Origin of the sequence: Ruegeria sp., from assembly GCF_965243365.1 — a bacterium.
In the GTDB taxonomy this organism is placed as follows: Bacteria; Pseudomonadota; Alphaproteobacteria; order Rhodobacterales; family Rhodobacteraceae; genus Ruegeria.
Window position 1 is genome coordinate 360478 of the sequence record NZ_CBDEUW010000001.1, and the last position, 13749, is coordinate 374226.

12 protein-coding genes are annotated in these 13749 nt (G+C 54.8%); 11 read left to right on the plus strand and 1 reads right to left on the minus strand.

The genetic code is table 11. The features are described from left to right. The first annotated feature begins 21 nt into the window (after nt 1-21). The 5 genes from ACP0GE_RS01680 (at nt 22) to ACP0GE_RS01700 (ending at nt 7923) form a co-directional block, all read left to right on the plus strand. Nucleotides 22-1761, plus strand: a complete 1740-nt coding sequence (locus tag ACP0GE_RS01680) for a glycerol-3-phosphate dehydrogenase/oxidase (RefSeq protein WP_424830266.1) — start codon at nt 22-24, stop codon at nt 1759-1761. Beyond that, on the plus strand, nt 1734-2576 hold the full coding sequence (locus tag ACP0GE_RS01685; protein ID WP_424830267.1) for a class I fructose-bisphosphate aldolase: 843 nt from the start codon (nt 1734-1736) through the stop codon (nt 2574-2576). Before ACP0GE_RS01680 ends, ACP0GE_RS01685 begins: the two co-directional genes overlap by 28 nt. Beyond that, on the plus strand, nt 2569-4086 hold the full coding sequence (locus ACP0GE_RS01690; RefSeq protein WP_424830268.1) for an FGGY-family carbohydrate kinase: 1518 nt from the start codon (nt 2569-2571) through the stop codon (nt 4084-4086). The genes ACP0GE_RS01685 and ACP0GE_RS01690 overlap by 8 nt, the downstream gene beginning before the upstream one ends. Nucleotides 4087-4134: 48 nt before the next feature. Continuing rightward, nucleotides 4135-5745: a GMC family oxidoreductase gene (locus ACP0GE_RS01695; RefSeq protein ID WP_424830269.1), complete on the plus strand. Its 1611-nt coding sequence runs from the start codon at nt 4135-4137 to the stop codon at nt 5743-5745. Between the two features lie 552 nt (nt 5746-6297). Beyond that, on the plus strand, nt 6298-7923 hold the full coding sequence (locus tag ACP0GE_RS01700; RefSeq protein WP_424830270.1) for a hypothetical protein: 1626 nt from the start codon (nt 6298-6300) through the stop codon (nt 7921-7923). Between the two features lie 95 nt (nt 7924-8018). On the opposite strand, the gene ACP0GE_RS01705 is transcribed toward ACP0GE_RS01700, so the two are convergent. Beyond that, nucleotides 8019-8510 (minus strand): MarR family winged helix-turn-helix transcriptional regulator, encoded by a 492-nt coding sequence (locus tag ACP0GE_RS01705; protein WP_424830271.1) that lies wholly within the window; start codon nt 8508-8510, stop codon nt 8019-8021. Between the two features lie 346 nt (nt 8511-8856). Between ACP0GE_RS01705 and ACP0GE_RS01710 the strand changes: the two genes are divergently transcribed. The 6 genes from ACP0GE_RS01710 to ACP0GE_RS01735 all read left to right on the plus strand — a co-directional run bounded on the left by ACP0GE_RS01710 (nt 8857) and on the right by ACP0GE_RS01735 (nt 13647). Continuing rightward, nucleotides 8857-9780, plus strand: coding sequence for a glutathione S-transferase family protein (locus ACP0GE_RS01710; protein ID WP_424830272.1), 924 nt, complete (start codon nt 8857-8859; stop codon nt 9778-9780). Between the two features lie 220 nt (nt 9781-10000). Continuing rightward, nucleotides 10001-10621 carry a glutathione S-transferase family protein gene (locus tag ACP0GE_RS01715; RefSeq protein ID WP_424830273.1) on the plus strand — a complete coding sequence of 207 codons (621 nt, stop codon included), beginning with the start codon at nt 10001-10003 and terminating at the stop codon, nt 10619-10621. A gap of 37 nt (nt 10622-10658) precedes the next feature. Then, nucleotides 10659-11327 (plus strand): cupin domain-containing protein, encoded by a 669-nt coding sequence (locus ACP0GE_RS01720; protein ID WP_424830274.1) that lies wholly within the window; start codon nt 10659-10661, stop codon nt 11325-11327. Between the two features lie 3 nt (nt 11328-11330). Beyond that, a complete protein-coding gene (locus ACP0GE_RS01725; protein WP_424830275.1) occupies nt 11331-12014 on the plus strand; it encodes an SDR family NAD(P)-dependent oxidoreductase in 684 nt (227 codons plus the stop codon). A 3-nt stretch (nt 12015-12017) separates the two neighbouring features. Continuing rightward, a complete protein-coding gene (locus tag ACP0GE_RS01730) occupies nt 12018-13079 on the plus strand; it encodes a flavin monoamine oxidase family protein (protein WP_424830276.1) in 1062 nt (353 codons plus the stop codon). A gap of 4 nt (nt 13080-13083) precedes the next feature. Next, complete coding sequence (locus ACP0GE_RS01735) at nt 13084-13647, plus strand: TetR/AcrR family transcriptional regulator (protein ID WP_424830277.1); 564 nt, start codon at nt 13084-13086, stop codon at nt 13645-13647. Nucleotides 13648-13749: the final 102 nt, after the last annotated feature.

The following is a 13749-nucleotide window of genomic DNA, read 5'->3' on the forward strand; positions in this document are numbered from 1 at the left end:
CTTTCAGCGAACAGGAGAGTCATGTCTACTCAACGGCAACAGAGCCTGGCCAAACTATACAGCGACGGTGCCTTCGATGTCGTGGTTATCGGCGGCGGTGTGAACGGAATCGGCGTTTACCGCGATCTATCGCTGCAGGGTTTGCGGGTTCTGCTGGTGGAACGGAATGACTTTTGTTCAGGTTGCAGCGCGGCGCCGTCTCGTATGATACATGGCGGGTTGCGCTATCTTGAGAACGGTGAATTCGATCTGGTGCGCGAATCCCTGCGCGAGCGTGACGCGCTGCTGAAAAACGCCCCCCATCTGGTGCGCCCTTTGCCCACGATGATCCCGATCACCTCGCGGTTTTCTGGCCTTTTGAACGCCGCGGCCAGCTTCCTGGGGCGGACAGGAAAACCCTCCAACCGGGGTGCGATTCCGATCAAATTGGGGTTGTCGCTTTACGACTGGGTGACCCGGTCCCGCCGCATTCTGCCGCGCCACCAGTTCAAGTCTGCTACTCAAACACGGCAAGGCTGGCCCGCTCTGACTCCGGCGGCCACACGGTCCGCCATTTATCACGACGCCTGGATCAGCCATCCGGAACGTCTGTGCATCGAATTGCTGCGTGACACCGTGCGGGCTAATCCCAACTCTATCGCGCTAAACTATGCTGAACTGGATGTTCGGGGAGGCACTTACAATCTGCTTGATTTACGTACAGGGGAGTCAAACCCGATCCAACCAAAGGTCATCGTCAATGCCACCGGTGCTTGGTTGGATGACACGATCCGCACCTTGGGCAACACGCCGGACAAGCCGTTCGTATCCGGCACCAAGGGGTCGCACCTGATCCTCGACAACCCCAAGCTGCTCAGAGCGCTTGGCGGGCATATGGTGTATTTCGAAAACATGGATGGTCGGGTATGTATCGTCTTTCCTTACCTGGGAAGGGTGCTGGCCGGATCAACCGATATCCGTGTCGACAGGGTTAGGCGGGTGCGTTGTGAGGAGGAGGAGGCGGACTACATCCTGGAATCGCTGCGCCTTGTGTTCCCGGGCCTGAAAATTTCATCAGATGACGTCGTGTTCAGCTACAGCGGCATCCGCCCATTGCCGCATAGCGACCATGATTTCACCGGTCGGATTTCCCGCGGTCACTACACCAGGCGGTTGGACGGGGATGTGCCGCAATTCTGCATGATCGGTGGAAAATGGACCACCTTTCGTGCTTTCGCCGAACAAACTGCGAATGAAGTGCTGACCGAGTTGGGCAAAACCCGGCACCAATCCACACTTGAAACTGCCATCGGTGGCGGAGTTGGTTTCCCTGCGCAATCAGAGGTTCTGGAAGAGGGCCTGCAGCGGCGCTACCGGCTTAGCGCTGCCCGCGCGGCGCATCTGGTGGCGCACTACGGCACTCAGGCTGATCGGGTGGCAGACGCTTGCGAGGCGACGGTCGATGAGCCGCTGACCCAAGGCTGCCCATACACCCGGCAGGAGATCCGGCTGTTGTTGCGTGAGGAATTTACCGAAACGCTGTCGGATATTGTGTTACGCCGGACGGCGCTGGCCATCACCGGCGGAATTTCGATGCAGGTGATTGATGCTCTGGCCGATCTGCTGGCCAAGGAGCGGTGCCTTTCCGAACAAGACATAGCAAGGCAGCGCGCGGCGCTAATCAATGAATTGACAGAATACCACGGTGTATCAGCCGAAACTCTGATCGCCAGAAACATCAAACGGAGTGAAGAATGCGAATTAGCAGCAAGGCCCGCATGAACCGAATGTTCACCAATGGTGGATGTCTGGACGTTGCCATTGATCACGGGGTCTGCAACGAGCCCAGCTTTATGGTCGGTCTGGAAGATATGCCCGCCGTCATGAATACGCTGATCGAGGCTGGACCAGATGCTATCCAATGCGCATACGGGCAGGCTGATCTGCTGCAGAGCCGCCCGGAAAAGGAAAAACCGGCATTGGTTATGCGGATCGACATGGGCAATCCCTACAATGATCAACGCCACCGGGTGATGTGGTCGATGTTGCAAAACGCCGATGAGCCTATAATCGGTGCCCTGGAAATGGACGCTGCGGCCGTGGTCGTGAACCTTTTCATGCTGCCGGACGAGCCCGATTTGTTCCGTCAGTGCGTCGAGAACATCTCGCGCGTCCGCGCCGCGTGCCACAAATATGGGATGCCGCTGATGATCGAGCCGCTGGTCATGCTGCCCAACGATGTGCGCGGGGGCTATCAGGTGGATGGGAACGCAGAGAAGATCGTGACGCTTGTCCGCCTGGCATCGGAAATGGGGGCAGATATCATAAAGGCCGACCCAACCGAGAATCCTGAGGATTTTCATCGGGTGATTGAAGCCGCGCGGGTTCCAGTTCTGGTTCGCGGCGGCGGGAAGGAAGATTTGAAGACGGTTCTGACAAAATCGGCGGCCTTGATGGCGCAAGGCGCGCAGGGCATGGTCTACGGGCGCAATATCTATCAGCATGACAACCCAAAAGCCGTGGTGTCGGCCCTGATGGCGATGATCCATAACGGCGCAAGTGGCGAAGAAGCCTGGGATATCTACAACTGTGGCTGAGAACGGCACATATTTTCTTGGGTTGGATGCCGGGAACACGGTGATCAAGGCCGTCTTGTTCGATCAGGACGGGCGTCAGATGGCGGTACATGCGCTGGACGGGCAGTCCTCGACCCCCGAGCCGGGTTTTGTGGAGCGTGATCTAAATGATCTCTGGGCCAATGCGTGCGAGGCGATCCGTGGTTGTATCGCTAAGGCGGACATTCAGGCCACACAGATTGCGGGCGTCGGATGTGCGGGCCACGGCAACGGGCTTTACCTGCTGGATCGGGCGAACGAGCCTCTGATCGGCATTCAGTCGCTGGATACCCGCGCCGCCGATCTGGCCGCCGAGCTTTCAGCGTCCAATGGGAATAGGTTGCATGAGATTTGCCTGCAAAAGCCTTGGCCCTCGCAGACACCGACCTTGCTGGCCTGGATCAAACGACACCGACCTGAAGTATATGACGGCACACGGACCGTATTGCTGTGCAAGGACTTCATCACTTTCAAACTGACGGGTGAGCGGGTCAGTGAGTTGTCGGACATGTCAGGCTGTGGCCTGACCCGAATGCCGGATTGCGTTTATGACGATGAGCTATTGGCGCTGTACGGCCTTTCGGATGCGCGGGACTTCTTGCCACGCCTGATCGACCCGGCAGAGATTGCCGGCGTCCTGACCTCTGATGCCGCCGCCCAGACCGGGCTTACACCCGGAACGCCGGTAATCGGCGGATATTTCGACGTGATCTCCAGCGCCATGGGGTCGGGTGTGGTGGGCGCGGGTGAGGCGTCGATTATCGCGGGGACCTGGAGCATCAATCAGGTTTTCTCGTCAGTACCGGTGAACGATCCGACGGTTTTTATGGCGTCGTGCTTTGGCAAAGATCGCTTCGTCAATATCGAATCCAGCGCGACATCTGCTGCCAATCTGGAATGGTACGTGCGTGAACTGGTCGAGCGGGGCGGGCATCACGCTGATCCTTTCGGGCACTGCAACGCGCAAGTCGGGCGTGTGATGCCACGTGGGGATGATCCCTTTTTTCACCCCTTTTTGTATGGCTCTGGTCAGGGTGCAGCGTTCCGGGCCGGATTCTACGGGTTGGCGGGCTGGCATGAAGAAGGCCATATGCTGCGCGCCCTCTTCGAAGGCATAATGTTCGAGCATCGCCGCCATATCGGGGTGCTGCAACAAGCAGGTGTTCAATTTGATCGCGCGGTCCTTTCAGGTGGCGGGTCGCGCAGCCCTCACTGGCCGCAGATGTTTGCCGATTGTCTGGGCGTACCCATCACCGTTGCCGAAGCCCGCGAAACCGGCGCCTTGGGCGCAGCCATCGGAGCCGCTCAGGCTGCGGGAGAGGTTGCGGACTATGAAGAAGGGATCGCCCGGATGACGCGTGCCAAGCAGGTATTTGAACCCGATCCCGGCATGTTCACTCACTATGACGAACGCTACGAAACTTATCTGGACTTGGCTGAAACAATGCAGGGCTTCTGGTCGCGTCTGCACGCGCAGCGTGACCGGGTGTGAAACCGGAGCTATGTTTGGCAATGTCGTGACAGACAAACGAGACGGAAAATGACACAGCCAACGCGCCTTGACGGCGATTTCGACTACATCATCGTTGGAGCCGGAACCGCCGGTTGCGTACTGGCAAACCGATTGACCGAAGACCCCAGCACGCGCGTATTGTTGTTGGAGGCAGGTAAGTCCGACAGCTACCACTGGGTTCATATCCCGGTAGGCTATCTCTATTGCATCGGCAATCCCCGCACCGACTGGATGATGAAAACCGCACCCGAGCCGGGTTTGAACGGGCGATCGCTGGTCTACCCGCGCGGCAAGGTTTTGGGGGGCTGCTCATCGGTGAATGGCATGATCTATATGCGCGGACAGGCGGCAGATTACGATCACTGGCGGCAGTTGGGGAATACCGGCTGGGGTTGGGATGATGTGCTGCCTTATTTCCTAAAGTCCGAGGACCACCATGGCGGCAGCACCGACATGCACCACTCTGGCGGAGAGTGGAAAGTTCAGAAACAAAGGCTTAGCTGGGATATCCTGAAAGCTGTGCAGGAGGGTGCAAAGGAATTTGGCATCCAGCCGCGCGACGATTTCAATGATGGTAACAACGAAGGGTCGGGTTTTTTCGAGGTCAACCAGAATAACGGCGTGCGTTGGAACACCGCCAAGGCCTTTCTGCGCCCGGCCATGAACCGCCCGAACCTGCGGGTTTTGACACAGGCGATCACGGACCGCCTGATCCTTGACGGCAAAACCGTGCGCGGAGTCCGTTTTCGCCAAAAAGGGCAGGTTCTGGATGCGTTTGCCAGGCGAGAGGTGCTGCTGGCCGCCGGTGCGATTAACTCCCCCAAGATACTGGAACTGTCAGGGATTGGTCGCGCTGAGGTATTAACAGCGCAAGGTATCGACGTCCTGCACGAAAGCAATGGGGTCGGAGAGAACCTGCAGGACCACCTGCAAATCCGGACAGTGTTCAAAGTGACGAACGCCAAAACGCTGAACACGTTGGCCAATTCCGCTTTGGGTAAGGTCCGGATCGCACTGCAATATGGTCTGACTCAGTCGGGGCCGATGTCGATGGCACCCAGCCAGTTCGGTATGTTCACCAAATCCGATCCCGCACTGGAAACACCTGATCTGGAGTATCACATCCAGCCCTTGTCGACGGACAAGTTGGGTGATCCGCTTCATCCTTTTCCCGCGATTACTGTCTCGGTCTGCAACCTGCGCCCCGAAAGTGTTGGTAACAGCCATATCCAGAGCCGAGATATTGATCAGCAGCCAGATATCCGCTTGAATTATCTGTCTACGGCACGAGACAAGTCCGTCGCGGTCAGGTCGGTCCAACAGGCCCGCCAGATCATGAGCGCCAAACACCTGGCCCAATACGAACCAGAAGAAATCCTGCCCGGCCCGGCCATAAGGAACGAAACTGATCTTTTACTAGCGGTCGGAGACATCGCGACCACGATTTTCCACCCAGTTGGGACCTGCAAGATGGGGCAAGATGACGGGGCGGTTGTGGATCCGCAACTACGTGTGCGGGGGCTGAATGGGTTGCGTGTCATAGATGCCTCAATCATGCCAAGGATCGTGTCAGGCAACACGGCGTCTCCGGTTATCATGATCGCTGAGAAGGCAGCCGAGGACATCAGGAAATCCTAGGGTAGTCTGGGCTGGTGTACGATACTTCGTGCGGACGCTGTTCCATCGCAGGACCTGGAAGTGCAGATTCACACCTCTTGTGCCTTGACTGCCTGCTCACACTCGTTCGGTTTTCGATTTGGGCCGTTTTCACGGACAGCGATGTCCGACTAAGCGTTTCAATGTTGTTCGCGTGCTATTCAGCATCCGACACAATAGGCTCATTGCAGGCATCTTAGCTTACGCAGCATGGGCTTCTGTTCTGTTTGCCGCGATCTATTCCGGCCCGAAGCCGACGTTCGGCACCGCTGCATTCCGGGCATTCGCCGTGAGCGCTTGGTGACGAGGTTGTCAAAGTCGGGACCGCGAACACTGCAGAATCTCAACAACTTAACCCAATGTCTGCTCTCTGGAAGAAAAAGGTGTTGGTGAGTGATATCGTCGATACTACCTTCTGACGTCGCATTGCTTGTGTGTCAGATTGGTCTCGGTGTTACCCGACTTATGGATTGACAGAGCTTCTGGGCGCTCTCTCTATGGCTGAAGTGATTTTTTCGTATCAAGCAGAACAGGATGTTCAATTTAGTATTTTTGGTGGCAAGCGTCACAACGAGCATAATCTTAGCAACCATTTTCATCGAAGCGACAGATGGCGCAGCCGGATGGGTGGTTCTCGGAGTTTTTGGAATTCTGCTGGGCATTGCAAATGTGTTTGTGTTTCCAAGATTTTTTGGTCTGCCCGTTTCAAAACCACACGTAGACATAACGTATTATGCGCTCGGCATGGCAGGCATCATACTTTTCTTCGAGGCTGATCGCCTGGATCGCAAAGTCGCCGAACTGAGGCAGTCGGCTCTGAGTAATATTCTCGCCGTGAACGCAATAGAAGATGAAATTGAAGCGCAGAAGGTGTTCCTGAGCGCGCAACGTCAGGATTTTGAGGAGGAAATTGAATTACTCCAACTCAATGAAGATATTTTGATGGATTTATCGAAAGGAGGCGACGCATCCGACTCAGATCTTGCAAAAAGGATAGTTCAACATGTACAGAAAGCAGCTTTAGAACGCGCTAACGCGAGTGCCACAGACGGGGACCCATTTGAACAATCTCTATTAAAAGGCATCGCAGCGACCTCAAGCATCGCAGCGCTTGTGCAGTTTCACAATCAGGCTCCGAGACAAGCCTTCGAAGTTCGAAAAATCCTAGCAGGCACCGAGGAATATTTCCCACCCTATGCCAGGAACTGCGTCTTTGAAAATCGTGCAGATTGCCAACCTCTTTATGATCAACTGCAATATCTGCAGACTTACGTGAAGCTTATTGCTGAGAACATCGAAAGTCTTGAAAATGAGAGGTCTTTCGTATTCCGGCAACTTTTTGAAGCCAAGCTGAAAAGTCGCGATGCCAATGCAGCGTATCTGGAATTTACGAACGGAGTTGATGGATCTCCTAGTTTTGATGATCCCTCTCAAATTGAGGCAGATCGATACAGGCATTCGTTCTGGCCCTATGCGATCATTTCTGCGTTTACGCTGAAGCTCGCCAGTGCTGACAGTTCCCGAATTACCGAAGCTTTGTCCAGAAAGGTCGCCGCCGCAAAGGCGTATTTGAACTACGCCATGAATGAGCAGAGGGCAAGGCAAGGCAAATCGAAAGCGTTGCAGAGAAGTATCCGGGGTTTTCACAGGAGGTTCCGAAGATCTGGAACATTAGAAGAAGTCAAAGCTTACCTGGAGGCTGCGCGTGAACTGATCAGCGAGGCAGATGCCGCCGGAGAAATAGATATCTCCGATGCGGTGTATTCTGGATGTATCGAATTTCTTCGAAACGCTCTACCCGTCAAAAGCTCTGTTGCCGGCTTGGTAGCACGCGGTGATTTTCTGGAGGCAAGTGGAGACTTTTGGTTTGGACTTGAGAGATTTGAGGATGCGCGCGACGCTTACACTGAGTGTATTGAAGACCGAAAGTCGATCGAACGCCGGACATTGTCCGACGAAGCGGCTTTTGATCACGCCAGGTGCATTTTGAAACTCTGCATTTCAGAAGCCGGCCTGGAAAACCATACGGCGGCAACCAGTCTTCTGGATAAGCTTCAAAACCTCGAAGATGAACTGGATAGTGATTATCAGAAGATGCTCAGGGAATTCAAAGCCCGCGCTCGGCGTGTCCTGTCGGGCTTCCCTTCTAAGGTTATCTAATGTTTGATTAACCCCCATTTCGGCCACAAGGTCTTACTCTCACCCATCGCACTCGCAGCGACCGTTAGGGCATTTCTGCTTGGCGACGGTACCCATCATCGTTGTTTTGACGGTCCCGCAGAACTCACGAAATCATGAAGTCGATCCCGTAGGCTAAAGAGTTCCTCTGCGGGGATGTTCAAATAACAAAAGAAATCTCCCAACATCTTTTCGGCCTGCTCCCGCAGTGCTTCACCTTCGGGTGTTAATTCTACTAAAACGCGCCGCTCATCTGTGGGCTGTCTTCGTCTTGTAATCAGCTTCTTGTTTTCCAGTCGCTTGAGCATGGGAGACAGGGAGCCCAACTCCATTTTCAGCAGCGTGGAAAGCTCACCCACGCCCTGAGCGCCACGTTCCCAAAGGACAATCAACACCAGATATTGAGGGTAAGTTACACCCAGATCGCGCAGAAAAGGCGAAAAAATGCGTGTCATGTGGTTGCTTGCAGCATAAAGCGCAAAGCAAAGGTGGCTGTCCAACGTCACGAAGTCTGCCACATCGATCGACCCTGGATCCATATTGCGGATATTCTTCGCTTGGCTTGGCATAGACAGGTTTCCAGTGGTCGTTCACGTACGTCGGAGAGGTTGATGCCCCGTCAATCAATATAATCGCGATTGATTAGAAGACTACCAGAGCGATAATTTCGCGCAAGCGATACTCACATAGTGCTGAGGGTTCGACTTGGTGACACCAGCTTGTGGTAGCGCCATCCAGGCCGTTAATAAACTGGCTGCTAGATCGTTGTTTTGAGTCATTTGTCGAAGTGTTGACAAGAGGGAAATCTTACAAGATTATATCTTGTAAGATTCAATATCCAACTTCTGGCTGATACCGCCAACCCAATGCTGTTTTTGCCAGCGGTTTGATCAAAATCCTTGGGGAGAACAACAGATGTCGCAAGTGATCCTGCACCACTACCAGCTTTCTCCGTATTCAGAGAAAACCCGTCTTGCCATGGGCCTCAAAAAGGTGGCCTGGAGCTCGGTCGATATCCCGATATGGACACCGCGTCCCAAGCTCACACCGATGACCGGGGGCTATCGGCGAACGCCAATTGCCCAGGTCGGGGCAGAGTTTTATTGTGACAGCCTGCATATTTTTCAACTTCTCGAACAGTTGGGCGGTGCTGGCAGATTATACCCACCCGGCCAGGAAAGCCTGGCAAAGGCGATTGGCTGGTGGTTCGAAAAAGGGTCTTTCTTCAACGCCGTAAGTGTTGCAATGGGTGGAATGGAAGGAGTGCCCCAGGAGCTTATCGACGAGCGTCTTCCTCTTTTTGGCGTAAATATCGATCCAGAGGTGCTGCGCCCCGAGCGCGCCAAATACCTTCAGAGGGTCGATGCGCATCTCCAGTGGATTGATGATTTGCTTTCTGACGGTCGTAATTTCCTACTCGGTGCCGAGCCCTCGGCAGCGGATCTGTCCGTGTATCACCCTCTTTGGTTTGTTCGGCAGAATGGTGGTGACGAGGTGAACGAACTCGTCAACCGTTCGACTGTGATCGACGCATGGTATGGGAGAGTGGCGGCCATTGGTCATGGTGATTTTACCGAGTTAACAGCGGATCAGGCCATTGATGCGGCCCGGGAAAGTGATCCGAGCGAGCCTGTCGAATGGTCACGTGAGGCAGAAAATGTAGGGCTTCATCGCGGTGATAAGGTCACTGTAACGCCAGACGATTATGGCAACCCGGTGTATGGTACCCTGATTGCCTGGGCTGAGAATCGTGTTGTGCTGCGGCACGAAGATCCATCCGTTGGAAAAGTGAACCTCCATTTTCCGCGTGTCGGTTTTGACGTAGCTCTTGCTGCATAGGCCCGGGGCTTCTTCCGATCTGTGCTCGGTTGCGAGCTTTGAACGATCAACGGCCGGATTGAACTTAAGCAGCTAGTTCCGCGAATTGATGAAATGGGCAGGTTCTGCGCGTTAGTTGCCTTTGTGCGAACAACAAAAAAGGAGCGGAAAACCAGTTGCAATGCTGTCTACCTACTGATAGGTAGTTATATGAACCACAACCCCCGTCGGAGTTATTCAGATGAAGATTTATGATGTCGAAGGGTTCCCGAACCCCGCCCGTATCCGTATTGCGCTGGCCGAAAAAGGCGCATCGGACAAAGTGGAATTCATCCCCGTGGATGTGATGGGTGGTGAGCATCGTACGCCGGAGTTCAAAGCAAAAAACCCTGATGCGGTAGTTCCTTGTCTGGAGCTTGAGGATGGATCCCACATTGCACAATGCAATGCGATCACCGAGTATATCGACGCAACGTTTGACGGCCCCTCATTGACTGGGGTTACTGCAAAAGAGCGCGCGCATATTTCTATGATGAACCTGCGCGCAGAAAACGGTTTGCTGAACGCGGTCGGCACTTACTTCCACCACGCCACACCTGGTCTGGGTCCGGATTTGGAAACCTATCAGTGTGCCGAATGGGGCAACAAGCAGAGAGAGGTCGCGGAAAGCACCATGGCCTATCTGGATTCGGTTTTGGCCGAAAACGAATATCTGGCCGGAGAAACCTTCTCGATGGCCGATATCACCGCCTTCGCAGGGTTGGCATTTGCCGATTTTGCCAAGGTTGAAATCCCCGAAAGCCTGGGCAACCTTAAGGCTTGGCGTGCGAGAATAGCGGCTCGTCCGTCCATCGCAGCTTAAGCGAAACCTGCCATTTAAGTCGAAAGGACGTCTCCCCATGGAACTCAACTCGGACTTCTCTTCCCGTGTCGTTGTTCACTCTGATCAGCTTGAGTGGCAGGCTTCGCCCATGAAGGGTGTGGACCGCCGCATGCTGGACCGGATTGGTGGCGAAGTCGCCCGCGCCACCACCATTGTGCGATATGCACCGGGCAGCAAATTTTCGGCCCACACCCATACGGGCGGAGAGGAATTCATCGTTTTGGATGGCGTATTTCAGGATGAACACGGTGATTTTCCTGCGGGCACTTATGTTCGCAACCCACCGACCACGGAACATACGCCTGGCTCAGAGCCTGGCTGTACAATCTTTGTCAAACTCTGGCAGTTCGACATGGAAGACCGAACCCAGTTCCGCAAAAACATGGCTGAAGAGTTGGCCTCTCCTGTGAATGGTGTCGCAACCGCGACTCTGCACCAAGATGACCGAGAAGTCGTGACATACAGCCATCTTGATCCGGCAGCGATGTTGACCTCGGGCGCTTCAGGAGGGATCGAGTTGCTGGTCATTGATGGCTCAATCACAACCGGAGGCGACGTTCTTGGGAAAAACGCCTGGTTGCGGCTGCCCGAGGGTGAGAGGCTATCAGCCATAGCAGGACCTGAAGGCGCAAAGGTCTGGATGAAAACCGGGCACCTGCCCTTTGCCCAACCACCGGCGGTATAGCGTATGAACACCGTTCATTCCCTAGCGCTTGTCGCCGGTGCGGGGGCTGGCCTTGGCCAGTCCCTCCTTTCCCGTTTTCAGGCTGGCGGCATGACGGCTGTTGGCCTCGGTCGAACCCGTCCGGAAAACCCAATTGGCATCTTTCACGAACTCGACCTGTCCAACCCCGAGGCTGTTGCCTCAGTCATTGCGGATATGATTGCGACCCATGGTCCACCAAAAATCGTAGTCCACAATACTGCCGAACTGGTGATCGCACCTTTCTCTGAAACCACTTTGAATGACTATCAGCAGACCTGGACTTCAATGGTCCAGTCGCTTGTGGTTCTGGGGCAATGCGTTTTGCAACCCATGGTACGCGGCGGCGGTGGTACGCTGATCGTGTCCGGAGCTACTGCGTCGCTGCGAGGAGGGCCACGTTTCTCGGCCTTTGCGTCTGCAAAGTTCGCCTTACGCGGGCTGACGCAATCATTGGCGCGAGAGTATCAGCCAGCGGGCGTGCACATAGCTCATGTCATTTTGGACGGTATCATCGATACATCTCGTTCGCGTGATCTTCATAGTCTCGACGCATCGAAAATGATGAAGCCCGATGAGATTGCAGAAGCCTACTGGCAATTGGCGCATCAACCCCGCTCGACATGGACCCATGAACTGGACCTGCGCCCTGCTTCGGAGGGATTCTGAGCGATGCAGTGTGAGACTCTCGTCATCGGGGCAGGCCTTTCGGGCCTGTCCGTTGCAACGCAACTGGCAGAGCATGGGCACGATTTCCTGTTGGTTGAGGCAAGGGATCGGCCAGGTGGACGTATTTTGACCCAACGCGATGGGGCCAGCTATTTCGATTTGGGGCCTGCATGGTTCTGGCCAGGCCAACCGCGGGTGGCATCCCTTATCGACCGGTTGGGTTTGGAATGGTTTGAACAGTATTCGGCTGGTGCCTTGAGTTACGAAAACGAAAGCGGTCGCGTTGACCGGGGGCCAAGCTTTGCTTCAACGGAAGGTTCTTATCGGCTGAAAGGTGGTTTTGGTGAAGTGACCGATGCCTTGGCAGACCGATTGCCTAAGGATCGCCTGTTGTTATCCATGCCAGTTTCTACACTTACAAAAACCTCAGATGGCGTCATGGCGACCACCCGTTTAGGGCAAGAAATCCACGCGCGACAGCTTGTGCTTGCTTTGCCGCCACGTATCGTTAGCCAAATAACTTTTTCGCCTGCTCTGTCGCGAGAGACCCATAATGCAATGACCGGTGTCGTGACCTGGATGGCAGGGCAAGCCAAAGCTGTCGCTATCTATGATCGGCCGTTCTGGCGCGACGCTGGGCTATCCGGTGATGCAATGAGCCGTCGTGGCCCCATGGTGGAAATCCACGATGCGTCACCGGCACAGGACGGCCCATATGCCTTGTTCGGCTTTATTGGAGTCCCCCCACAAGCACGTCGGGAGGAAAGCAGTTTGCGTAAGGCGATACGCGACCAGCTAGTTCGAATTTTTGGGACCGATGCTGCGGAGCCTAGGTCACTCCTTATCAAAGACTGGGCTCTCGATGGCTTCACCTCTACCGAAGAGGACCAGCAACCGGTATACGCTCATCCAAGATACGGGCTACCGCAGGCTCTGGTACAGATCTGGAACGACCGCCTGATCTTTGCCGGCACCGAAATAGCGTCACAGTTCGGAGGGTACATTGAAGGTGCACTCGAAGCTGCGGAAGACGCATTGGCCCAGATTATGAGAGAAAAGGTTTGAGAATATGCCAAGCGACACCAAAACCGCGTTGCTGGATGTAGCTGAACACGCTGCCCGGGCGCGCGGGTTTGACGGGTTCAGCTACGCTGATCTGGCTGACGCAGTGGGTATCCGCAAAGCCTCAATCCACTATCATTTTCCCACAAAAGCTGATCTATCCGCGGCTCTTATGGATCGCTACCACGCTGCACTTGAAGGTGAATGTAGGAAGATCGAGGCGTCACACGACACGGGATCCAAGCGACTGCGGGCTTTGATCCAACTGTACCGAGACGCTTTGAATGATGGCAAAACACTGTGCTTATGTGTCTCACTGATCAGCAGTCGGGAAAGCTTGTCGGAAGAGGTTATTGAAAAGATCAAGGCCTTCCGCACCATGATGGTTCAGCGGATCAGTGCGGTCTTTGAGTTGGGCCAAAAAGACAACACAATCTCCGGTGTGACCGACCCTCCTTCTGAAGCACGGGCCACCCTTGCGCTGCTGGAGGGTGCGCATCTTACGGCGCGCGCCGAAGAAAATACCATAACTTTCGACGAAGCCGTGGCTGTGTTGAAGTCGCGCTGCTGACACCAAAAAACTGATCGTTCCAGAAGATTGCTCAAGAAACTTGAAAGTTGCTCTCTGCACTGAAGGCAACCCTCGAACCTGCGATGAAAGAGGCGGGTTTCC